This is a genomic window from Nostoc sp. C96, assembly GCF_059384975.1.
In genome coordinates this window covers 4,743,085-4,765,411 of sequence record NZ_CM182020.1, presented here as the reverse complement: position 1 = coordinate 4,765,411, position 22,327 = coordinate 4,743,085, and the positions used below count along the sequence as shown (strand labels likewise).

The following is a 22,327-nucleotide window of genomic DNA, read 5'->3' as shown; positions in this document are numbered from 1 at the left end:
TTATTGTAACTATTTTACTGTTGCCATATATTCACGCCAAATAGTTGCAATTTATGACAACAATCTGAGAAAATGAGAAGAATATGAAAATAACCTAGCAACAAAACTACGCCTGTGAAACTCGACTCTGCACCCGTAGCTATTTCTGCGAAAGACCTGCCAGAATTAAAGGAAGATACTACATCTCAACTCACTACTATAATTACTGCTAGTCACAAAAAGCAGGAATCAGCATTTGTAGTGTTTGGCACAACATTCATTACCATCTTTCTTGCAGAAATTGGTGATAAAACTCAGCTATCGACTTTATTAATGAGTGCAGAATCTCATGCACCTTGGGTAGTTTTTCTAGGATCGGGGGCTGCACTAATCACAACAAGTTTGCTAGGTGTACTCTTGGGTAGTTGGATATCTAGCCGTCTCAGTCCCAAAACTGTAGAAAGATCCGCCGGAGTCATGTTGCTATTAATTTCAGTGATGCTGTTTTGGGATGTATTGCAAGGTTAGTTTACATTCCCTATTTATTCCTTACTCGCTCTAAATTTATGGATTGGCATCTTTTAGGACTAAGCTTTATTACAGTTTTTTTATCAGAATTAGGCGACAAAAGCCAGTTAGCGGCGATCGCACTTTCGAGTCGTGGTCAATCTCAAAAAGCGATATTTTTCGGTACAGCAGGCGCATTATTATTAACCAGTCTTTTAGGTGCATTAGCTGGCGGTGCAGTTGCAGAGTTATTACCTACACGGATTTTAAAAGCGATCGCGGCTGTGGGTTTTGCCATCCTAGCTACAAGGTTGTTGTTTTTTAACAACGAAGAATCCCCAGACTCGGAACCAACACCCTAAATTATTACTGAAAAATGAGAACCCCAGTTTTTCTAAAAAACTGGGGTTTTTTCACATTCAATTTTTGTCACGAGTCTTCAATAGGTAACGGTGGAGAAGTTTTGTCCTTCCTACTCCCCATTCCCTTTATTTATTCAACTTGTATCCGCCAGCATTGGCTTAACAATATTCCTCCAGTCACTAGCTTAACTGCGTCTAATATCCAGTAACCGCCGTGTAGTAAATCCATTGATGCTGGAACTGTAGCTGTTTCAAACAAATTGAGATGAATTCCAGCAGCGCACATATTTGGAGTTAAAAAGTAAGTTTCTAGCAGAGAGACTGTGAGCAAAATAATAGCAAAAACAATGGTGTTAGGATGCCAGTTATGCTTGGTTTTACTCAAAGCCAACACACCAGTTAAAACTACCGCAGCAGATAACAATTCAATCCGATTAAAATTCCAAAAAATTGCATAGCCAGCTGTAGTAAAACCAGCTTCGGTCATCATACCAGAAAGATAAAGGCTAGGCATTATTACCCAATCTAAAACTACACTAGCACTTAACCAAAAACCCAAGGTCAACATAATGGCGGGTTGCCAAATTGACCGTTTGAATGCAACTGTAGCAAGTGTATTCATAATACGAAATAATTACTGCTCTTTTACTCTTAGTTTCTAACTTAAAGAGTTACTTTGACAACAAATATCAATTAACTTTTATAAATTAGTATTAACTAGGAGAATCAACTAGTTTGATAAATGTAAAGAAAGGTTACTGACATCATTCAGTAGGTGAAATAATCTGCATAAAAACTTCATATTGCTTACTTGCTTATCCTCTATTGATCAGAAGAAGTCTAATTAACGGGCTTTCTGCACTACGTATACTAATATACTTTTTCTACAATGCTTCAGCTAGAGCTAGACTTTCTGCATAATTATACTGAAGAGCAAAGCTTGGTTCACAAAAACTTTAACGAAAATCAGATATTTGAATATTGATTATTTGTGTTATCTATGTAAGTATAGATACTTAATACTTAATCTATTTAACCTTTGCTTAACTTTTGACCCTTGCTAATTAAAGGTTTGACTGAAAGCGATGTAATCAGACACCACTCAAGTTTATAGTTTTTTTAAATACATCTACTTGGTTGATGAATATATGTTCATCAGCAGCGGAGCTTTATGTGTGTAGTTTAGCAATCTAAAACACATAGTTAAGACAAGCAATTTCAACAAGAAAATCTCACTATAAAACTACATTCGGTGAAAAAATGGAGAATAAATTATGAAAAATTTAGGTGTAATAAAACTTTTAGATAAAAAAACAACAAAGATTAATCATCAATTTCAAATAGTTTTGTTGACATCTTTAGCGACACTTATACCTCTTACTATAATTTTTGTCTATTTTAAGTTAGCAATAAAACTAACCCTTCATGTATTAACTAGAGACTCGTTAGTAACAACAAATGCACCTGTTTATATAGGAATGATATCCAATATAGGTATTTTATTCTGGTGTGCTTGCGCTACAATTTGTCTATTTAGCTCTGCCATACTCAAGAGAAATGAACTTTCTAGAGAATTATCTCAATTTTTATGGTTTTCAGGATTGTTAACGTCTTTCTTGACGTTAGATGATTTATTTATGCTTCATGAAATTGTTTTCCCAGAAAATTTCCACATTCATGAATATTTGGTTTATGGAATCTATGGCGGAATAGTTTTAATGTTTTTTGGCAAAACAATTAAAGTTATTAAGAAAACTGAGTTTGTTATTTTGCTAACATCTATAGTCTTTTTCGCTTTATCAATTGGTCTGGATACCTTCCTAGAACAACTTCCTATCTTTATTGAAGATGTATTTAAGTTATTGGGAATAACCTGTTGGTTTACGTATTTTACAAGATTATCTCTGCAAGAAGTAAGCAATGTAATTCGGTTTTCATCTTTACCAGAACTGTTTTGATAACCCTAGCCGTAAAGTATTTTAGAGCCTAAAATAATGCAGCCTTGGTAAGCTCAACATACAATATTAATTAAGTAATTATCCAAAAAAAGTTATGCGTCTTAGAGTGTTGTTAGGTGCAGCGATCGCCAGCATAACCTTAATCAACGGATACCCTCTACCGCCAAGTTCTGCCATTCAACTACAAGATGGCACAGTGTATTTTGCACAACCACCGCGTCTAGTGAATACAATCACTACCTACAATGAGGTTTACGCATGGGGTGCGACATATTATTTTACAATCAGCTTGCCAGAAAATGCTGGAGAACCGCTACAAAGCCTAGCGATTAACCAGCGTGAAGGAGTAGACAATATTCGCTTTGATTTGAATGATAGTGTGGCCTTTGAAGGTAAGCCTTCCGGTAAAGGACAAAAGGTAGAATTACAAAATGTCGTAGGCGATGGCAAAACACGGACTGTCACCCTAAGATTTGATCCGCCAGTGTCTCCAGGTAAAACCATTACAATTGGTCTAAAACCTTGGCAAAATCCGCGAAGTACTGGTGTTTATCTCTTTGGAGTCACGGCTTTTCCCCAAGGGGAAAAATCTCACGGTCAATTTTTAGGTTATGGCAGATTGCAGTTTTATAACCACAGCGATTCATGGTTTCGTCCTAGGGGATTTTATGGCATTTGGCCGTAGTTAGCTATTTTTGTTGATCACAAAGCCTGTTTACTTCTCATTAAAAGTCCAAACACCGTCATCCCAATCAAATTCAGTTGGTGGTGATTGTAGCCAATGCTGACAACGCAAAAGATGTAACATCGCAGCTTTATCTTGGTTGTCATAAGCTAAAACTTTGGCAAATTCAGCCCTAGCATAAGTAAACTCACGCTTGAGGTAATATTCACGCCCTTTGTGATAGTGTTCAATAACTTGCAATTTGTCACTAGGAATGGGGTCAGTACGTAAACCCACTAATTCATATATAGATACCGGTTCGTTTCTACCTTTAACGCGAATGTAATCTAATTCTCTTGCCCAAATATATTCTTGGCATGGTTTAAAAGTGTTATCACTCAGAATAATGTCACAACCGTATTGTTTGCTGACACTTTCTAAACGGGAACCGAGGTTAACACCATCACCAATAGCAGTAAATTCCATCCGCTTACTTGAGCCAATGTTGCCACTAATTACTGTATCGGAATTAATCCCAATCCCAATATTAATTCTGGGTTTATTCGCTGCGTAGCGACGTTGGTTAAATTCGTGCAAGCGATGGCGCATTTCTACGGATGTTTGTACAGCCATCCAAGCGTGTTCTTCTAAGGGTAGCGGAGAACCAAACACAGCCATTATGGCATCACCGATATATTTATCAAGAGTACCTTTGTGTTTAAATACGGCTTCTACCATTGACTCAAAATATTCATTGAGCATACTCACCACTTCTTCCGCTTCCAAATTTTCTGTCAAAGTGGTGTAGCCGCGAATATCAGAGAATAAAATGGAAACTTCTTTGCGATCGCCTCCTAGTTTGGCATCATCTAATTTGAGTAATTCTTCCGCTAATTCTTGCGTCATATAGCGGTACATAGTACTCTTGAGGCGTTTCTCATCACTAATGTCTTCCATCACCACCAACGCGCCGCGTACTTGTTGTTGGTCGCTGGCATCAGCAATGGAATTAATTGATAAATTAATACTGTGCTGTTCAGTATCTGTACTTATGAGTGTGCGGTCTGGATAATATTGCTGGCGGCGTTTGATGTCATCTCCATGCAAGGCATCTTGAAACCATTTGCTAAAGTCGCCTTCTTTAATGGCGATCGCTTCACTAATTAATTTACCTTCTAAACGTTCTTCTGTTTCTACACCTAGCAAACGTTTTGCACTTTCATTAGCAGCAATAATACAACCGGATTTATCTGTAGAAATTACACCATTAGAAAGACTCCGCAAAATATCCCGCTGCATTTGTTCTTGTTGTTTAACTGTGGCAAACAGTTGAGCATTTTGCAGCGCCACACCTGCTTGAATGTTAAAAGCTTCCATGAAATCTTCGTCGTTGCGGTCAAAACTAGCTTGGAAGCATTCAGGCGCTTTCGGCCAAGTTGCCGGATTATAAGGCGGAAAATCACCAGATTTCTTTTTATTTACCAGTTGTGTCACACCTATCAATTGTTGATCGGCGTTAAACACTGGCATACACAATAAACTACAGGTACGATAACCATTTTGTTGGTCAATGTGTTTGGCTGTTTCCGAGTCTTGATGATCGTACAAATCAAAAGGAATATTCAGTGTTTTGCCAGAGACAGCAACCATACCCGCAAAACCTTTACCGATATGTACGCGTAATTCCCTGGTTGAACCGTCATCTTGAGTAATTTTCGTCCATAATTCATGGCGATCGCGATCTATTAACCACAGGGTACTGCGATCAGCGTTCATCAGTTCTTTGGCTTCGTCCATTACCCGCTTCAGGGTATCTTCTAAGTCCAGACTGCTTTGACTCAAAGACTTAATCGCTTTCATCAACGCCGCCGCTGCTCTTTGTTTTTGCGTCGCCATATAAAAAGAGCGCGATGATTCTAAAATCAAGCGAATCGAAGGAGCAAATTCCTGAAATAACTGTTCGTCGCTGTGTGTAAAACCTTTGGTATCAATTCGCTCGCCTAGTGGCGCATGGATATCATGTATTGACTTTAATTTATTGAGTAACTGTACTACTGCCACTAACTGCCCTTGTTCATTTAACAGTGGCAAAGCCAGCATTGTATAGGTACGGTAGCCAGTAACTTTTTCTTGTGCTTGGGCAAATATCGAACGGGGATCGTTATAAAAATCAAAGGGAATATTAACTACTTGTTTTAAGGTAGCGACTTCACCTGCAATCCCTTTATCGGCGGGGATGCGAATTTCTAATGAGCGATCGCCTTCTCCCGCAGCCACAATCGACCACAGTTCTTGTTTTTCTTCATCTAATAAAAATATAGTTGTCCGGTCTGCTCCTAATAATTCCCCAGTTTTTAAGGTAATAGACTGCAACATTTCTTGCAGGATTGTTTCAAACCCGTGAGAATCCAACATTGACAGGGTTTGATGGACAATCTGTAACTTATGCTCGACTTCAGTCACAACTTGTTTAAAAGTATCCTGAGTCAGGGGAGCAAGAAAAGTAGAAATAGTTCCTTTTCTTCTGGCAAGAGCACCCACAGGAGCAGAATTGGGTTGTAATTGTTGATTTTCTTGGTTGTGAACACCAATAATTAAATCAGCGGTCTCCCCAACACCACGTTGATGCACTGTCATAAGTAGTTTTTTATAGCAGAATTAGACTTTAGGAATAATTAACAATGTCATTAGTTTTATTTATGTTTTTCTTTTAACCATAAATGTATTGACATTACCCACAGTTTAATCCCTCGTTGAGCCAGCGTCATCCTGCTTTCCCCCTGTCTTTACCCATCCTGGGTTGAATGTAATCTTGGCAATGACAAATAAATATAGTTCATTTTTTTGCCATATTCTTTGCGGAAGATGCTTGAGCGAAAACTAAGCTGTGATCTGGCATATTGTGGATTAGACCAGCGCAGTCAGCCATGATGGATCTAACTGACAATCTCTATGAGAGTACTATTGATATAATTCCCAAAACATTGGCTAAACTAACAGCCGAAGTTTCTGAATAGATGGCAGTTGCAGATAATACTCTCCAATCCAGTCTCAACAAACAATCTTTGTGCGTAAGTCCTAACTTACTCAAAGCCTTTCAAACCTATTTGCTATTCCCTGCCTTAACGATTAATTTTCACAACTCATTGAGGATTTTCATAAAGTATTATCTTGTCTTGTCCGGTGTATTTATTGCATCCAGAAAGTTTTTTTAATTTATAGATTTATGTAAATAGATTTTCTATTTATCACCAATTATCAGCATCCCAAAACATTTTATAAATGTATTTACATAGATCTATCTTGAGGTCAATGAAATTTGACTAAGAAATTTGTATTGTGTTTAAAACATTTTTCAATTGATAGTTAAAGAAATATAACATTATCGGCAGCGATAATCTAGTTATAGACTACATTTCTGGCTAGATTTGGACTCTTCACGAAAATCTCTAGTTTGCCACCGTTGTTTCAAAGCTTAGTCTCTAAATCATTTGCCAATAAACATCACTATTTCATGGGGAATTGTTGACTAATTCCGGTAAATTTATCGGGATTGATGTCTTAAAAAAATGACATAAATAACTCTATTGACCACTGAAAAATATCAGATTAATGTTGTAGGTAAGTCCCACAAAGGACACTCTTAAAGCATCAAAAAATCAGGAGATTTTTCTTATGATGATGATGATGACTGAATCCATGACTTCGGAAATGCAAACCTGCATGAACGCTTGTATGGAATGTCACAAAATGTGTATGGAAACCATGACTTACTGCATGAGCAAAGGCAGTATGCACATGGACATGAGCATGATGGGCATGATGCGCGATTGCTCAGAGATGTGCATGATGTGTATGACTATGATGATGGGCGGTTCGGAATTTATGGGACGCACTTGTATGCTTTGTGCTGATATGTGCGATCGCTGTGCAATGGCTTGTGAAAAAATGAGCGACGATTCCAAGATGATGGAATGTGCCGCAGCTTGCCGCAAGTGTGCTGAAGCCTGCCGTTCTATGCAAATGATGCCTGCTTAATTTCACTACTTCGCAGAAGTTTCTCTGCAACCTATTATTCAAGCGCTCAGACTTTAGCAGTCTGGGCGCTTGAAGTTTTGTCAATAAATATAGTAATTAACAATATCCCTGACTTATTTAAGACTTTTTTCCCTTCTCAATTGTGGAAATTGTTGTGGAAAACTTGGATCTATTATTTCCCGATCATCTAAACGATAAAATTTTCAGGAGGGAATGATGCAAGTTGACTACAAGCAAATTCAACAATTGATTTTGCCACCAATTTTGATGAGTTTAGTAGCAGTCGGAACACTCGCTTGCCAATCAAAAATTAGTTCTTCTCCAAGTAGCCAAGCGACCGCTACATCAGTTGTCTCTTTAGAAAAGTCTACTCCCAAAGCTGTAGCACAAGTGCCAGGAATTTACCGCAGCGATCGCTATCGTTTTCGGTTTAGTTATTCCACCAAAGATTTTGTCATAGATAACAAAATATCAACACCTCGAAATAATGTTGCATCTCCCCTGGCGGCTGTGGATATCTGGACTAAACAACACGCCCAAAAAATTCGTGCTGGAGCATACAAAGGCGGTACAGAATATCCAGCTAATGTTCAAGTAGCTGTATATAATAACCCACGCAAATTCTCTTTGCAGCAGTGGGTGAAGCAGAGTAACGAATTTACAGGTAGCCGTGACTTTAAATCTGCGAAGATTGCCGGACAAATGGGCGTAAAATTTCAATCTAGTGGTTTGTACGAAAACGAAATTGTGGCTTTTATCAGCCCTAAAGACTCCCGAATTATTGTTGTGTCATTATCTAAAACTGGTTACGGCAATAATGATGCAATTTATCGCCAAGCATACCAACAGGTGGTGAATTCCTTCACATTTCTGAAATAGACAGAAATGGGTATCAATCAAAATAAACAGCAGAGGAAAATGCGCTCACATCTCCTCTGCTGTTTTAAAAGTCTTTGATTTAATAAGAAGATTGACTAGAATCATTCAAAGGCATTTGGTGTTGCAACCAATCTTTGCCCACTTGGATACTGACATCAGAATCCAGAGTACCAGTGCTTTCAACGCGCACTTCACCTATTCCCAAAACATCTCGAATTGATTCAGCACTATTGCCGTCTCCCTGTTGAGCCACAATGTGAGTTACTTCTAAAGGTTCACTCCAAGGTTTAGACACGTAAATATTACGATATCCAGACCTTTCCAAAGCGCGAATTAAAGGTCGCAGGGTGGCGCGATCGCTACCTGTACTATCTTGAATTGCTATCCGCACAGAACCAGGATCATTCACTTGCTGAGTTTCGGTATTTTCAGCGTTTGATTGTAAGCCAAATTGTTTAGCCATGAGTTTGGCAATCCCATTTTTGCTGGGCAACCAATAGCTGGCATCATACTCGCCTTTTTCGCTAAAACGACCTGGCAGCATTAACATCTGCATATTAGAGCGATTAGTCCGCACACTAAAACCGAATAAAGCCACTAATTCTTCAACTGTCAAATTAGTATCAATGTGTTCTTTGACAACATTCAGAATTTTGGGTAATTGAGTCAGGGTAGCAGGGTTAAGACTTTGGTCAGTTAAAGCGCGGATTACCATTTGCTGGCGTTGAATCCGGCCGATATCTCCTAATTCATCATGACGAAAACGGAGTAATTGCAGCGTTTGCTCTCCGTTAAGATGCTGTTTGCCTGCTTTTAAATTAATATATAGATGCTGAGAATCATCTTGGTATTTCATATCTTTGGGGACATAGACTGTAACGCCACCCAAAGCATCAATGAGTTTAGCAACTCCCAGAACGTTAATCCGAATATAACGGTCAATACCAACGCCGCCCAAAAGATTGCTGACAGTTTTGGCTGTTAATGCTGGGCCGCCTTCAACATTGGCAGCATTAATTTTTCTTGTCCCATGCCCTTCAATTTCTGTGCGGGTATCTCTAGGAACAGAGAGCATAACTATTTTTTTCGTCTCTGGGTCAAATTTGACCAACAACATCACATCAGAGAGACCATCAAAAGAATTGACCTGCGGCAAGTAGCGAAGATTTTTTGTATCAGCGGGAGGATTTTGGACATCTGGTGGTAGTACACTCATCCCCATCACCAAAAGATTCACAGGGCGAGTTAATTCCGAAAAGCGCAATCCACCACCAGCGATCGCATCGCTATCAAAGACAGCTTCTTCTTGAGGACTAAGGTCGGCTTGCTGCAATGGCGTACTGGTTAAAGAAACTGCCAACAAAGCTCCTGCCATTGCTGACACCATTGCAATCCCACTCATACCCACCCAGAACCACAACCAACGTCCCGATTTAGGGTTTATTGACTTTCTGCCCTTTAAGTTGGGTGTTTTTGAGTGGTTTTCTTCCGCCGAAGTTCTTTGACTGGTCACAGACTGCCTCACACTTGCTGATTAAATTCGGTTAATTTGCAGATTATTAAGTATGCAAATACATCAACTCATAGTAGTTAACTCTTAATTAACCATGTTGACTTTTCGCTATTATGTCAACCAAAACACTTATAGCAGGATTTTTCTTTTTTGGGGTAAATCCTGATATGTTTTATAGAAGTATGACAACAATAAGTCAGTTTGACCAGAGCCTCTAGGAGATAATGTGGAATTAGCTAAAAATTCAGTAAAAATACTGTCTAGAGGTTTACTGATCAGCATCATGATAAATGCTTACCTAACACTCGCTCGGCTAAATTGCTTAACCCTGGTAAACGACTAGATTGTCCCCGAATAATGCGAAAAATTAGCCAAATACTCACTAAAAAATAACCAGATGTGATCAAGCTATTGAGTATTAATAAACGCAAGGCCAAAAATTCAGAAGATGCTGCTCCAGTTGCTAACAAAAGATAAGTTAACAGCCAAGTAAATGTCATAGTAACAGACTGACGGCTAACCCTCAGTTGTTCCCGACTGCCCTGATGACGATAGAGAGTCCAGAGAGATGGCAGAACCCCAATAACTGGAATGACATAAATCAGTAACTGTCTTTGATTGGTATAGGAGTTTTGACTAAAAATCTGAGGTGAGACAGGCTGATTTTCTGCCTCTACCCCGAAAGAATCATTAATTGGTTCAAGATTTTCCATTTGGCTGAGTCTAATCCTAAACTAGAGAGATGAAAGACTGTGATGTAGTCAGAGATAATAGGCTTTAGAGAAAGATTTTATTTAGTTTTATCTCGCAAGCAGCTAAAGATGCAGACACGCAAGCTAATCGACTGGTGGCAGACACTAACACCAATAGCGCGAATCGGAGCGATCGCTCTATTCGCACCACTGCTAGTCCTCAATGGTTGGGCGATTTCAGCAATTTTTGAATATTTCCACTCCCTAATAGTTATTTTAGTCGGAGCCTCGGTATTGGCATTTCTGCTCAACTACCCCGTTAGCTGGATGGAGCAACACGGTGCGAAGCGAGAGCAAGTTGCTGTCCTGGTGTTTTTATTAGCGTTATCGATTTTATTAGCATTGGGTGTAACTCTGTTTCCGTTAGCGTTAACGCAAGCGCAACAGCTGGTGGCTCGCATCCCAGAGTTAATTGATTCTGGGCGATCGCAGTTAATGATGTTAAACGAGAAAGCAGAAGTTCTCGGCTTACCGATTAACCTTGATGCTCTTGTAGTGCAAATAAATGATCGCGTCAAGGGACAATTGCAAGCGATCGCGGGACAAGTTTTGAATCTGGCCGTTGTCACCTTCACCAGCTTGCTAGATTTTCTGCTGACAATGGTTTTGACTTTCTATCTTTTGCAGCATGGCGATGAACTTTGGCAAAGTTTAGTGGAATGGCTACCAACTAGATTTCGTGAGCCTTTTTCTCAAACAGTCCGCCTCAGTTTCCAAAACTTTTTTATTACTCAGCTAATTTTATCTACCTGCATGGCCTCAGCCTTGATTCCTGCATTTTTGTGGCTGAAAGTACCATTCGGTTTGTTATTTGGTCTCACTATCGGCATTATGGCTCTTGTACCCTTTGGCGGTTCCGTGGGTATTATCTTGACTACTTCGTTAGTTGCTTTACAAGACTTTTGGATGGGAACCAGAGTTTTACTCGCCGCCGTGATTGTGCAACAAATTTTAGAAAATTTAATTGCTCCGCGGATATTAGGCAGTTTTACTGGCTTAAACCCAGTCTGGATACTAATTTCTGTCTTAACTGGTGCGAGGGTTGGTGGACTGTTGGGTGTAATTGTCGCCGTACCTACAGCTGTCATCGTCAAGACTGCATTGGGCGCACTTCGTCCAGGTAGGTTAACCAGCGAAACAGATGTCAGCAGTGCTAAATGCGAGAAACCTGTACCCAGCGTAACTGAAGAATCGCCCAAAGCCGAAGTCAAAAATCCCCTTAGTTTTTCGGAGCCAACATTACCTTAACTTTGTTTATTCTTTTGCCTTTTAACTTTTTATTATGGTTCCAAAATTGAACCCATAAACAAAATGCTACCTGTTTGATTATCTCGGATGGCACAGAAGAAGGGACGGTCAACAATCATACGGAATGGTTCTGGCTTTTCTCTTAAGGATGTTGCAACGATCCCTACCGATGTTGCCGCAGCTGCTTCTGTGCCTTCTTCATTAACTTCCACAAAGGTTTTGTGTTTTACCTGGCTAATAGCTAAATTTTTTCCCATCCCGGAAAAATTGGCTTGATTACTAAAAGCTTCCTGCATACCCAAGGCTTTGAGCGCATCATTAAGTGACACTTCGTAGTCTGTTTTCAAGCGGGGTAAGCGAATGAAACCATCTTGGCTCTTGAATTGTGTTACCCATTTTTCCCAGTTCTCAACATTCAAGTTTTGATAAAAGGTTTTGAGAGTAGAGTTTTGTTTTGGCAGAAAGATGTAAAAACTGACTTTTTTGTCTTTTCCGTAAGGTAAACTCACTGCTTGGAATTGCTGATTTTCATAATATTGATATTCACCTGTTTGAGACATCATCAGGTGTGGTTTTTGCTGACCAGATGCACTATAAAAAGGATATTCAGCAGTTTGATTTTTATCAAACTTTTCACTCCATTGTCCTTTAAAGTAAATAGCATTAATTAAAAACAGCACTTGATTGGGTTCGATTGTGTCAACTATTTTGTTGATTTTGCCGCGTGTATTATCGTTAACCCAATTATTAATGCTATTTAAAGCTGATGCAGATTTAAAGTCTAAATTAGCTACCTTAGCTTGGTAAAATTCTTGGTTTCTTTGCAAAAAATCTGGACGCAGAGTCACATCCTGATTTACCCACAGTGAATTAGCAATGTTTAATTGCACATTAGCATCGGGATTTTCTAAGAGACTTTTTAAATTGGCATAATTAGAGTTAATTTCTGCCAAACTCATACCTTGAAGTTCTAAAGTTTTCGCCATTGCTTGTTGAGTAGAACCACTAGCACCGTTGTAGGTCATGGCTAAGGCGATCGCTAAACTAGAAGGTGAAATAAAAATGTTTTTCTCGTTACTTTCTGCTGTCAAAATTTCTGAAAATAGCTTGAAGCCAAATTTATTATTGGCTTTTACTAATTTTGTATCAGCTTTTACTGTTTTTTTTTGCAATGGTAACTCTGGTTGAGGCATTTTAGAGTCGGCAAGGGCATCACTATTACTATTAACTTGAGAACAACCCAGTACACCAAACAAAACGACACTAGCTGCGGCTAGGACATAACGCCTTCCCAGGCTGACAGCGTAACGTCTTTGCAGAAAATTTTCTTTCATACCGCGCAACTTTTGCCGATTCATGATTCCACCTCACTTACCAAAGATGTTTAGCAACTATCACGATTGATGCTAAATGCGTTAATGATTAACTATTGCATTAGTAGGGGCATCAACCTTTGACGGTTACAGTTTTGGTAACAGTAATTCAGTGAGTAGAAGTGATTTGGAATTAAGTTGTTAGTTACTATACTTACTTCAAATAGTAATCCAAAGTCAAAAGTCAATAGTCCAAAATAACTTTTGACTACTGACTTCATACTTTTGATTTTAATTCATAGTCCACCAAGCCAAAGCATAAGGTTGAGTTGGAGCGTTTACCTGTTGGCGAAATTGCACACGGATTTTGTAATTCCCATTAGCAGGAACGGGACAAAAAATATGTTCTACACTATCAATTTGACTAATAGAAGCACAAACAGCACCCGCCTCAGAATTTTTAGCATCAGCTTTGACTAAGTAGAGGTCGAGGTTATTTAAACCCTTATCGCTAAAAGTTTCGCCCACATCAAACTGTTCGTTTTGATTGCGATCGCTCAACTCGACCAATCTATCCCAACTAAGGGTAATAGCAACAAAACTCCCCTGCTTTAACGGTTTTGTTAACTCATAATCAACACTATTCCCCGCCGCAACTTGGCGATAATCCCAACCAATTGCGGGGATAGTCTTTGCAGGTTGCCATTGTCCAGCGCTAAATTGTTGATAAGCGCGAAACGCATTTAAATGTCCTGCACCCATTTGAGCATCTAAGGGAATTTGTGGGTTTTTATAAGCATCAGAATCTAACCAATTTTGATTCTGTTTATCGATCAGCGTCCTTGACATCCCCAAGCGAAAGCCATTACCACTGTCTTGGATTTTATCAGCGGAGTTGAGCAAAACTGCTTTCATCACTTGATGACGGCGGCTATCAACACTCCAATTAGGTTTTTTTGTGCGGAGTTGGCGATCGCCAAATTCCTGTAACAAAGCAACTGTAGCCGTAACATGAGGTGCAGCAAAACTTGTACCTGTCGCTTTATTAATTTTGCCGTCAGGATTTAGCAACGGAATATTATTACCAGGCGCAACTATACTGATGGCGCGACGACCATCCAGATTATATTCTTTTCCCGCTAACCTTCCACTAGCTCCCTGATTTACCCCTGCGAGGTTAGAAACATCTACTTTATTAAAAATTCCACCGCGGCGGGATGAAAAAGCCACGTTAACTCCATTAAAATTATCTGTAGGAATCGGAATACCCCCTTTACCCTGATTGCCTGCGATCGCATACAAAACATCGTGAACCCGACTCGACCAGTCAACACACAACGTTAACAAAGCATTCCCATCTAGAACAGCATCCACGCGTGGATCACGATTGAGGGGTTCACCAAAGCTAAAGTTAATTGCGCGGATATCACCACCATTTTGTAATGCAATGTGTTGTGCTGATAAACACTCTTCTGGCTGACCCATGTTTTTCGTAGAACCGACAGCAGAAGAATACAGTCTGGCTCCTGGTGCGACCCCAGGTAAACCCTTATCTCTACTCACCATCATCCCAGCAACATTGTAAGCGTGGGGGTCAACACCAGTATTTGATTTTGCGGGGCCATTGCGTAAGAAAACTGCTGCTAGAGATATAGCGCGATTTTTTGAGACAGCTTTATCCCAACCAAACATTCCCGGACGACCGATTTCTACTTGACCAATGGCTATCTTGCGACCAGTTAAATTGTAAGGAGGTTGATGTAGTTTTAAAGCATCAATCCCATTTGTTCCTAAAGAAGTTTCTAATCCTGAAGCCAATACAGGTACACTCAAACAAGAAGCACTCAAACCCCAAATTAGCCAACTTAGTTTTTTGTTCATAATTAATAGTCAATGGTCAATATTCATCGGTCATTTGTAATTTTCTCTGTCTTTTCTGCTGGCTTCAACAGATAAGCTGCTTATGGCCTTTACCTGACAAAGCAAGATTAAATTCCAGAGAATTACTCAATATTTTGTTACAGTATTTTGTTACAATGCTTACAGACGAGGACGCTTAAAAACCCACTAGCCATGACCCAAAACCGATCTGAACAGCCCATTGTAATTGCTCCATCTATACTATCAGCCGATTTTAGTCGTCTGGGTGATGAAATTCGCGCAGTAGACGCAGCTGGAGCCGATTGGATTCATGTTGATGTAATGGACGGTCGTTTTGTACCTAATATTACGATAGGCCCTCTGGTTGTGGAGGCGATTCGTCCAGTCACTAAAAAACCTCTGGATGTCCACTTGATGATTGTGGAACCAGAAAAGTATGTAGAAGGCTTTGCTAAAGCAGGTGCAGATATTATCTCTGTACACGCTGAACATAATGCTTCACCACACTTACACCGCACTCTCGGTCAAATTAAAGAACTTGGTAAACAAGCAGGAGTAGTACTCAATCCTTCCACACCACTAGAATTTATTGAGTACGTACTAGAACTTTGTGATTTAGTACTCATTATGAGTGTTAACCCTGGTTTTGGTGGTCAAAGCTTCATTCCTGGTGTCATACCTAAAATTAGAAAGCTGCGTCAGATGTGTGATGAGCGCGGACTCAACCCCTGGATTGAAGTCGATGGCGGACTGAAAGCTAATAATACTTGGCAGGTTTTAGAAGCAGGCGCTAATGCCATTGTTGCTGGTTCCGCTGTATTCAACGCCAAAGATTATGCTGAAGCAATTACCAACATTCGCAACAGCAAGCGTCCTACACCAGAACTCGCAAAAGTTTAATTTAGTCAAGTCTTGCATTCAAAAAACTAGGGTAGGCAATTTAAATTGCCTACCCTAGTTTTTTGCTTTACTGAATTTCAATTACAGTTTCAGACATCCACAGATGATCAAAACTAGCCCATACAAGTTTTGTCAACTTTTTACCTGCTATTTCACTTACTTCTTGCCCAATTAGTTGTTTTCCAAAAGATGAAAAATAAAGCAGATGTCACTAAAGCTCCCAGATTCCATTTCACAGAATTTTTTAGTAAATTTAACCGCTGAGTCGATTGATTAGCTTGAGCTTGTAGTTTAATTTTCTCTTTAGCTTGAGAAACCTCTGATAAAACTTTTTCTTTTAATTCTTGAGGATTACTTGCATCTACTGAACGGCCTTGGCTTTTGAGAAAAGTTTCGATTTGTTCTGGTTTAGCTTGGCTGAGTCGCTGTTCAACTTGTTCAGCTTGCGATATTTGTTGCTGAGATAAATTGTTAATTTGATTATAACTTTGCTTACTAAGCCTGACTGTATTACTAATACCAACAGGAATAAGCAATATAAAAATTATCGCTAACAATAAACTTATCCAAGATAGTAATCTTAAAGTTAAAAATTCCCACTTAGATCGGGCATGTAGCTCACCATAAAACACTAATGCTAAACCAATCAAACTCACAGGTACTCTTTCGACTAATGCACCAAAAGTTTGAAATTCCCAAACGGGATTCATAAAGCTAGGCGGAAAAATGGTTTCAACTATATCGAATAATGCCAGCAACAATAGCCCATAACCAAGAATTCGTAAAATAGTCATTGAGCCTACTTGGTTGTAAGCAAATTCCTGCAACTCCTGAATTACGGGAATAAGTTTATCAGTGTTTGATTTAGTCATATTTCTAGCAAATGTTCCACAGTTCAATTCAAGCTAAGATAATAGTCTAATTGTAAATTCTCTATGTCTGAGATTCACCAATAAAAACTTGACTTCTATATTCTTCTAATTTGGGCTTTTTTGATGATTCTTTTTGGATAACATTTACCAAAACTAAAATGATACAGCCTAAATTTACAGCTAACAATAAAATACGCAGCTTACTCCAAATCTTCATTAGCTTTTAGACCTTGTAGTTCTCTTTTTTTAGACTCTGGTGGATTGAGTAAAAACCAGTAAAATAAACCAAAAAGTATCACTGTAATCATCCCAAATATTAATGAACCATCTCCCACATGCCAAAACTTAAAAGCTTGTTGATGTTGATTAGCGGCGATTACAGCTAAAATGGCAACTCTGACTGCATTAACTAGAAAAGCGATAATTACAGCTACTATAGGCACTAATATTCTTTTTTTACGTTCTGGGGGAAACATTAATAAACCAATTACAGATAGCCCTAATAGATGGCATATCCACTCTATACCTGCACAGTTCTCTGCAACTTTAATTCCCCCAGTTGGTAAATTTATATAGACATCTTGCAGATATACTTCAAACCCAGCATACCAAAGTATTAATGTAGACAATTTGGCAGTTAAAACCGCTAATGGTTTCACATTTAATAAAGCAAAAATTAAGACTTTAGGTACACTAGCAAAAAAAAGAATCACTAGTTCTTGCCAATATTGTTTTAATCCCTTCAATCCAGAAGCAAGCAAACTTATTGCAAGTGCCGCAACAAAAGGTGCGACATGAGTATATACTGCAAATAATTTTCCTGGCGGGAAGTGAATACTATACCAAAGTACAATGGCTATTAGAACTGTACCAATAGCACTAGAAATAATATCGCTTTCTAATTTAAGTTTATGTTTTTTATCTCCGAGTAAGGAGACTACAGCAAATAAAGATAAAACTATCATTCCTAGGTGCGAATCATCACCTGCTTTCCAAATTATGGTTAAAAGTATTGCAACTAAGCCTCCGCCTATTCCTAATAACCACAATTGGGGATTTGTTAGTGGTTGATTTAAAATGCGAGTTGCTTTCATGTACTTTAAATATGAAACAGCTAAGATTCAGTGATTACTATTAAGTTGCTACACACAAAATTTAAGTAATTTTTCTCAATGTATTTAGTAATTAAGATTACTATTTAAGTGAATATAATCAACCTTTTTTATGAACTTTTATTAAATCTTTAATTTTATTAACTTCTCAATATTACTTGATATTCAGTCATAAATGCTGGAATATCCAGATTAATCCATAATAAATAGTTTATTCCTTCTATGAATTTTATGTAAATTTATTTTTCATTACTAGGAAAATCAGCTATATTTTATACATTAATTAAATTAACAAACTATAAGTCTTTGAAGTTTTTAGATGTATTTCATACTTATGGCTAAAATACATTTATATGAATCCGCTTTGATTCCTGAAATTATTTACGTAGGAAGGGAACAGGTCAGAAGGAATAAAAGTCTACTGAGTTTTTTTCTCCAAATCAAATATGAGTCCTATAACCTGCAAAAGATTTGTAGGATTTATTAAAAGTCTCCCTAATTTTGTAAAAAGCATAATTATGACAATATTGCAACTATAATTATGCAGATTTTAATATTTTCTAGTTTTTGTTTTTGTGTGAGATATTTACAAAGTATTAATTACAGTTTCGATGAAATTTCTATCATCAATTTTTGATTAGAATTTAAGTGATCAATTTTAAAATTATGATCATTATTAAAAAATATGAACGCGGAATTTTCGACTAGGATTCCTATGATGCCACTTGTACTATTGTGGCTGGCTTATGCCTTGCTGGGATGGTATCTGGCTGTGCATCACATCGTTTGGTTAGTCGGGGCTTTTGTTGCAGTTGTGGCTATAGCTGTTGTCCGCAGAAGTAATGCTTGGCTGGAGGAGTTAACGGCTGTTGGTTCTAAAATTTTAATTGTTATTTTATCTTTAGGTGCATCAGTGGCTTTAGTTGCCACTTGGTCGCTATTGTTTAGTTTGTTTCTGATACCAATAGCAACTACATTGTTGGCAGATTTAGAAATGCGGTTTGCTGGTTTCGACAAAAAAGCTTCATTTCGGATATTAACACTCTTGGCAGGAGCAGGTTTATTTATTGGTGAAGCTGTAGACTTGCTATTCTTCCCCAGTAGCAGATTCTAGTTTTATAGTTGGTGCAGATATTCAGGCGGTACAGCATCTACTAACCACACACCATTCTCAGAACAGTAGAATATGTAACCAACTTGATACATAGTCGCTGCATCTACGGCAAAAACAACAGGTTTACCATGTCGTGTGCCGACAGTTTTGGCTGTAGCAATATCCTGTGATAAATGGACATGATGTCGAGACATTTTACTCAGTCCGGTTTGCAGGATAGACTCGACGGCTTTGTGTCCTGTCCCGTGATACAGTACGTCAGGGGGGACAGAGGGGAGTAATTGTAAATCAATTTCTACGCTATGGCCTTGGTTAGCGCGAATCAAATTACCTGTAGAGTCGAAACTAAAGCGTTGTTTCTCGTTGGTGGCGACTACATCTGCTAATTCCTGGCGTGTAATGGGAAATTTATGTTCTGCACAAGCCGCTAAAAGTTCATCAACTGCAACCCAACCGCCAGGCGCAAGTGTAATTCCTAAAGATTCTGGTTGATGGCGGAGATATTTACTCAAGAATTTACTAATTTTGACGAGGCGTGGAGTGTTCATACAGCAAAAATTTCTTTTAAGATTATGCCTAATGCAATGCCAATCATTAATATTAATGTCAGCTTACCGCCAGGGACAAAGTGATTTGAGTGTTGGAGTTGTTGACGTTGTTTCCATGTGGCTAATGCGGGAATGATGCCACCTAAAATGGAAATGCTAAAAGTACCAGTAAAGTCTAAAGCTGTGAAGAAAATGCTGGGGTTGACTGCGCCTAAACCTATGGGTGGTAGTAAAACTAGTGAGTATAAGGGTAAGCGACTGGCGGATTTATTTTGTGTAGTTGCGAAAATATCTTGGAAGAAATCTAGCAAGCCATAAACAAATCCGATAAAAGATGTGGCGATCGCAAATTCTGAAAAAATAGAAACTAATACTCCTAATAATTCTCCACCGCCGCCCGCCCGCAGCACTTGTATGGGATCAAAAATAGTTTTACCATGAATCATCTCTGAACTGACACTGCCTAAAATCACGGCATTCCAAGCTAAAAACATCAGCAGAGGAATTGCTGAACCAATGATAATTGACTGGCGAACCTTGCGACTATCTCCTTCTAGCTGTGTTACTACAACTGGCACAATGTTATGGTAAAACAATGCCACAAGCATAACTGGGATGGCAGTACTTAACGCGCTCCAATTTTGAAACAATAAATGTACACCTTTGACTTGGGTGAATCCTAGCAACAATAGTCCTAGAAATGACGCAAGTACAATTCCCACCAAGAAGTTATTCAATTTTTCAATAAATTTTCCCCGCCCTAAATACATAATGCTGCCAAACAGCAGTGTAAAGACTGTAGTTCCTATCCAGCTAGGTAATGAATTCTGCACACCCCAAAGATGGGAAACCGCAGACATCAAGATATCTCCGCCTTGGGTAATATATGCTACTAACAAAGCGTAGTGCAGAAGCAGATAGGCAGCACCAGCCATCCGCGCTCCGGTAAGCCCCAAGGCAGTTTCAATCATGGCTAGTAAACCTACGCTGGGGCGACCTGCTAGACGCATGGTATTAATGCTAACTTCGGCAATTAACAACCCGGCAACTAAAGTGTATAGCCAGACAGCAATCAACAAAACTGTTGATGGAATCACACCAGAAGGTAATGTTACCGCAGGTAAGGCCAAAATTCCCGCGCCAACAGTTGTACCTGCAACTAAGGCGGTACTTCCCAGTACACTGCCAGGTTGATGAGTCAGCTTGTTTCCCTCAACTTGCAGATGGGAAAACAATCGCGTGACTTCTTCTTGATGTACCTGGAAAGCCGTCTTAATTGTGGTCATAGGGGAAAATGTTAACTTATGTAACTAATCATCTTAGCAAACACTTTTGGGAAATCAGTATTTGGTTAAAAATGTGATAAATAATACTTGCTATATTTGGAGACAATGCTTTGATTTGAATACTATCACCTGCTATAACAGAGCGATTTTTTGTTTCGGCACATAACTGGGAAAAACTTTACTTAGTTGCGTGTCATTCACAGATAAATGTTGTGCTAACACATCAGAAATTACATCTCGAAAATCGGTAGTCACAGCCAAGTCTCTTTTTTCGTAAAGTGCAGCAGTGTCCAAACCAGGCCATTCGCCATAAACTTTACCACCCCGGACTTTACCACCTAAAACCCACATCACATTTCCGTGGCCATGATCAGTACCACCATTGCCATTTTCCCGTAATGTCCGACCAAATTCAGACATAACTAAAATCACTGTGTTTTGGTAAGCTGGGCCTAAATTTTGGACTAAAGCCGCTAACCCTTTGCCCAAACTTCCTAAGCTTTTAGCTAAATAACCGCGATCGCTACCTTGATTAATATGGGTATCCCAACCACCCAAGGACATAAACCCTAACTCAATTTTGGGGTCTTTAGCCATCAGTTTACCTAAGCGTTGAGCATCACCGACAAAAACATCGGGTGATGGTGCGCCATTATTTGCCATTTTCATTTCTTGGGCGAAGTCATTCATCAAGGCGGCACGGGCAACGCGTCCTTGATGATAGGTTTGACTAAGAACGTCATTACCACTGTATAACCGATCAAATGCTGCGCCTACTTTTGGTCGATCTAAAGAAATTGGTTTGTCAGCATTTCTCCCAGAGCCTATGTTAGCAACTGGCATTAAACCATTCAAAATGCGGGGTTTGGTGCTACCCAAACTGACTGCTTGGATGGGTGTTTTGTTAGAGATAGCACCCAATAAGCGATTCATCCAACCTTCGCTAATTCTTTGGTTCCCAGGAATGCCAATTTCCATATAAAACTGCGCGTCAAAATGGGAACGAGAGGGATCGGGGGAACCCGCAGCATGAACAAAGGCTAAATTACCTTGTTGCCACAGAGGCATGATTGGTGCTAAAGCTGGATGTAAGCCAAAGTGTCCATCTAAATCGAAAACGCCTTTTTCTTGGCCTGGTTTGGCAAGAGCAATTTTTGGTCGGGCTTGATAGTAAGCTGGCTCTGTGTAAGGAACAACGATATTTAAACCATCTGCACCACCACGCATTAAAATCACAATCAAACGCTGGCGATCGCTTTTATTAGTAGCAGAATGAACTACCCAAGTATCACAACTCACAGAGGCGATCGCAGTTGTAGAAAACAGTCCTGCTTGGACGAGAAAATCACGTCTTTTCATAGATAATTCGGCATTGCTCAATAATTTTTACTCAGCACTTTA

The 22,327-nt window shown here is 39.1% G+C and carries 21 protein-coding genes; 9 read left to right on the top strand and 12 right to left on the bottom strand.

Annotated features, from left to right (window positions below):
• The first annotated feature begins 114 nt into the window (after window positions 1-114).
• Window positions 115-507, top strand: coding sequence for a TMEM165/GDT1 family protein (locus tag AC504W_RS20430; protein WP_494874054.1), 393 nt, complete (start codon window positions 115-117; stop codon window positions 505-507).
• A 38-nt stretch (window positions 508-545) separates the two neighbouring features.
• Window positions 546-848, top strand: a complete 303-nt coding sequence (locus AC504W_RS20425) for a TMEM165/GDT1 family protein (RefSeq protein WP_494874053.1) — start codon at window positions 546-548, stop codon at window positions 846-848.
• Window positions 849-978: 130 nt separating this feature from the next.
• On the opposite strand, the gene AC504W_RS20420 is transcribed toward AC504W_RS20425, so the two are convergent.
• The gene (locus tag AC504W_RS20420) at window positions 979-1,470 is read right to left on the bottom strand and encodes a hypothetical protein (protein ID WP_494874052.1); all 492 of its coding nucleotides are present in this window, start codon (window positions 1,468-1,470) and stop codon (window positions 979-981) included.
• Between the two features lie 652 nt (window positions 1,471-2,122).
• On the opposite strand from AC504W_RS20420, the gene AC504W_RS20415 reads away from it, so the two are divergent.
• The gene (locus AC504W_RS20415; protein WP_494874051.1) at window positions 2,123-2,806 is read left to right on the top strand and encodes a DUF8692 domain-containing protein; all 684 of its coding nucleotides are present in this window, start codon (window positions 2,123-2,125) and stop codon (window positions 2,804-2,806) included.
• A gap of 94 nt (window positions 2,807-2,900) precedes the next feature.
• Window positions 2,901-3,491, top strand: a complete 591-nt coding sequence (locus AC504W_RS20410; RefSeq protein WP_494874049.1) for a DUF2808 domain-containing protein — start codon at window positions 2,901-2,903, stop codon at window positions 3,489-3,491.
• A 30-nt stretch (window positions 3,492-3,521) separates the two neighbouring features.
• On the opposite strand, the gene AC504W_RS20405 is transcribed toward AC504W_RS20410, so the two are convergent.
• Window positions 3,522-6,107 carry a GAF domain-containing protein gene (locus AC504W_RS20405; protein WP_494874047.1) on the bottom strand — a complete coding sequence of 862 codons (2,586 nt, stop codon included), beginning with the start codon at window positions 6,105-6,107 and terminating at the stop codon, window positions 3,522-3,524.
• A 1,038-nt stretch (window positions 6,108-7,145) separates the two neighbouring features.
• Here AC504W_RS20405 and AC504W_RS20400 point away from each other — a divergent pair.
• Both AC504W_RS20400 and AC504W_RS20395 read left to right on the top strand, forming a co-directional pair.
• Window positions 7,146-7,508 carry a four-helix bundle copper-binding protein gene (locus AC504W_RS20400; RefSeq protein WP_096579370.1) on the top strand — a complete coding sequence of 121 codons (363 nt, stop codon included), beginning with the start codon at window positions 7,146-7,148 and terminating at the stop codon, window positions 7,506-7,508.
• A 213-nt stretch (window positions 7,509-7,721) separates the two neighbouring features.
• Entirely contained in the window at window positions 7,722-8,387 is a 666-nt protein-coding gene (locus AC504W_RS20395) for a hypothetical protein (protein WP_494874045.1), read from the top strand.
• 79 nt (window positions 8,388-8,466) lie between these two features.
• Here AC504W_RS20395 and AC504W_RS20390 read toward each other — a convergent pair whose 3' ends face one another.
• Together AC504W_RS20390 and AC504W_RS20385 are read right to left on the bottom strand one after the other, a co-directional pair.
• Window positions 8,467-9,900 carry an LCP family protein gene (locus tag AC504W_RS20390; protein WP_103124370.1) on the bottom strand — a complete coding sequence of 478 codons (1,434 nt, stop codon included), beginning with the start codon at window positions 9,898-9,900 and terminating at the stop codon, window positions 8,467-8,469.
• 281 nt (window positions 9,901-10,181) lie between these two features.
• Entirely contained in the window at window positions 10,182-10,613 is a 432-nt protein-coding gene (locus AC504W_RS20385) for a hypothetical protein (protein WP_494874043.1), read from the bottom strand.
• 108 nt (window positions 10,614-10,721) lie between these two features.
• Here AC504W_RS20385 and AC504W_RS20380 point away from each other — a divergent pair, with 108 nt between their 5' ends.
• Entirely contained in the window at window positions 10,722-11,900 is a 1,179-nt protein-coding gene (locus AC504W_RS20380; RefSeq protein ID WP_494874042.1) for an AI-2E family transporter, read from the top strand.
• A gap of 32 nt (window positions 11,901-11,932) precedes the next feature.
• On the opposite strand, the gene AC504W_RS20375 is transcribed toward AC504W_RS20380, so the two are convergent.
• Together AC504W_RS20375 and AC504W_RS20370 are read right to left on the bottom strand one after the other, a co-directional pair.
• On the bottom strand, window positions 11,933-13,258 hold the full coding sequence (locus tag AC504W_RS20375; protein ID WP_494874040.1) for a serpin family protein: 1,326 nt from the start codon (window positions 13,256-13,258) through the stop codon (window positions 11,933-11,935).
• A gap of 246 nt (window positions 13,259-13,504) precedes the next feature.
• The gene (locus AC504W_RS20370; RefSeq protein WP_494874039.1) at window positions 13,505-15,094 is read right to left on the bottom strand and encodes a S8 family serine peptidase; all 1,590 of its coding nucleotides are present in this window, start codon (window positions 15,092-15,094) and stop codon (window positions 13,505-13,507) included.
• A gap of 192 nt (window positions 15,095-15,286) precedes the next feature.
• Between AC504W_RS20370 and rpe the strand changes: the two genes are divergently transcribed.
• A complete protein-coding gene (rpe, locus tag AC504W_RS20365) occupies window positions 15,287-15,994 on the top strand; it encodes a ribulose-phosphate 3-epimerase (protein WP_096579358.1) in 708 nt (235 codons plus the stop codon).
• Window positions 15,995-16,146: 152 nt separating this feature from the next.
• On the opposite strand, the gene hpsJ-A is transcribed toward rpe, so the two are convergent.
• From hpsJ-A to crtA, 3 genes are all read right to left on the bottom strand, one after another.
• Window positions 16,147-16,866: an HpsJ-like protein, cyanoexosortase A-associated gene (gene hpsJ-A, locus AC504W_RS20360; protein WP_494874037.1), complete on the bottom strand. Its 720-nt coding sequence runs from the start codon at window positions 16,864-16,866 to the stop codon at window positions 16,147-16,149.
• A 61-nt stretch (window positions 16,867-16,927) separates the two neighbouring features.
• Window positions 16,928-17,083: a hypothetical protein gene (locus AC504W_RS20355; protein WP_494874036.1), complete on the bottom strand. Its 156-nt coding sequence runs from the start codon at window positions 17,081-17,083 to the stop codon at window positions 16,928-16,930.
• Window positions 17,067-17,960, bottom strand: a complete 894-nt coding sequence (crtA, locus tag AC504W_RS20350) for a cyanoexosortase A (protein WP_494874035.1) — start codon at window positions 17,958-17,960, stop codon at window positions 17,067-17,069. The genes AC504W_RS20355 and crtA overlap by 17 nt, the downstream gene beginning before the upstream one ends.
• A 703-nt stretch (window positions 17,961-18,663) precedes the next feature.
• On the opposite strand from crtA, the gene AC504W_RS20345 reads away from it, so the two are divergent.
• Window positions 18,664-19,092: a hypothetical protein gene (locus AC504W_RS20345; RefSeq protein ID WP_096579354.1), complete on the top strand. Its 429-nt coding sequence runs from the start codon at window positions 18,664-18,666 to the stop codon at window positions 19,090-19,092.
• 2 nt (window positions 19,093-19,094) lie between these two features.
• Here AC504W_RS20345 and AC504W_RS20340 read toward each other — a convergent pair whose 3' ends face one another.
• The 3 genes from AC504W_RS20340 to AC504W_RS20330 all read right to left on the bottom strand — a co-directional run bounded on the left by AC504W_RS20340 (window position 19,095) and on the right by AC504W_RS20330 (window position 22,285).
• Window positions 19,095-19,640, bottom strand: coding sequence for an RNA 2'-phosphotransferase (locus AC504W_RS20340; RefSeq protein ID WP_494874034.1), 546 nt, complete (start codon window positions 19,638-19,640; stop codon window positions 19,095-19,097).
• Window positions 19,637-20,926 carry an amino acid permease gene (locus AC504W_RS20335; protein WP_494874032.1) on the bottom strand — a complete coding sequence of 430 codons (1,290 nt, stop codon included), beginning with the start codon at window positions 20,924-20,926 and terminating at the stop codon, window positions 19,637-19,639. Before AC504W_RS20335 ends, AC504W_RS20340 begins: the two co-directional genes overlap by 4 nt.
• 132 nt (window positions 20,927-21,058) lie before the next feature.
• Window positions 21,059-22,285, bottom strand: a complete 1,227-nt coding sequence (locus tag AC504W_RS20330) for a DUF1501 domain-containing protein (protein WP_494874030.1) — start codon at window positions 22,283-22,285, stop codon at window positions 21,059-21,061.
• Window positions 22,286-22,327 lie beyond the last annotated feature (42 nt).

Excerpts from the sequence above, each read along its gene's own strand:
- AC504W_RS20425 (WP_494874053.1), top strand. The coding sequence starts at position 546 with ATGGATTGGCATCTTTTAGGACTAAGCTTTATTACAGTTTTTTTATCA.
- AC504W_RS20420 (WP_494874052.1), bottom strand. The coding sequence starts at position 1,470 with ATGAATACACTTGCTACAGTTGCATTCAAACGGTCAATTTGGCAACCC.
- AC504W_RS20415 (WP_494874051.1), top strand. The coding sequence starts at position 2,123 with ATGAAAAATTTAGGTGTAATAAAACTTTTAGATAAAAAAACAACAAAG.
- AC504W_RS20410 (WP_494874049.1), top strand. The coding sequence starts at position 2,901 with ATGCGTCTTAGAGTGTTGTTAGGTGCAGCGATCGCCAGCATAACCTTA.
- AC504W_RS20405 (WP_494874047.1), bottom strand. The coding sequence starts at position 6,107 with ATGACAGTGCATCAACGTGGTGTTGGGGAGACCGCTGATTTAATTATT.
- AC504W_RS20400 (WP_096579370.1), top strand. The coding sequence starts at position 7,146 with ATGATGATGATGATGACTGAATCCATGACTTCGGAAATGCAAACCTGC.
- AC504W_RS20395 (WP_494874045.1), top strand. The coding sequence starts at position 7,722 with ATGATGCAAGTTGACTACAAGCAAATTCAACAATTGATTTTGCCACCA.
- AC504W_RS20385 (WP_494874043.1), bottom strand. The coding sequence starts at position 10,613 with ATGGAAAATCTTGAACCAATTAATGATTCTTTCGGGGTAGAGGCAGAA.
- AC504W_RS20380 (WP_494874042.1), top strand. The coding sequence starts at position 10,722 with ATGCAGACACGCAAGCTAATCGACTGGTGGCAGACACTAACACCAATA.
- AC504W_RS20375 (WP_494874040.1), bottom strand. The coding sequence starts at position 13,258 with ATGAATCGGCAAAAGTTGCGCGGTATGAAAGAAAATTTTCTGCAAAGA.
- AC504W_RS20370 (WP_494874039.1), bottom strand. The coding sequence starts at position 15,094 with ATGAACAAAAAACTAAGTTGGCTAATTTGGGGTTTGAGTGCTTCTTGT.
- rpe (WP_096579358.1), top strand. The coding sequence starts at position 15,287 with ATGACCCAAAACCGATCTGAACAGCCCATTGTAATTGCTCCATCTATA.
- hpsJ-A (WP_494874037.1), bottom strand. The coding sequence starts at position 16,866 with ATGACTAAATCAAACACTGATAAACTTATTCCCGTAATTCAGGAGTTG.
- AC504W_RS20355 (WP_494874036.1), bottom strand. The coding sequence starts at position 17,083 with ATGAAGATTTGGAGTAAGCTGCGTATTTTATTGTTAGCTGTAAATTTA.
- crtA (WP_494874035.1), bottom strand. The coding sequence starts at position 17,960 with ATGAAAGCAACTCGCATTTTAAATCAACCACTAACAAATCCCCAATTG.
- AC504W_RS20345 (WP_096579354.1), top strand. The coding sequence starts at position 18,664 with ATGAACGCGGAATTTTCGACTAGGATTCCTATGATGCCACTTGTACTA.
- AC504W_RS20340 (WP_494874034.1), bottom strand. The coding sequence starts at position 19,640 with ATGAACACTCCACGCCTCGTCAAAATTAGTAAATTCTTGAGTAAATAT.
- AC504W_RS20335 (WP_494874032.1), bottom strand. The coding sequence starts at position 20,926 with ATGACCACAATTAAGACGGCTTTCCAGGTACATCAAGAAGAAGTCACG.
- AC504W_RS20330 (WP_494874030.1), bottom strand. The coding sequence starts at position 22,285 with ATGAAAAGACGTGATTTTCTCGTCCAAGCAGGACTGTTTTCTACAACT.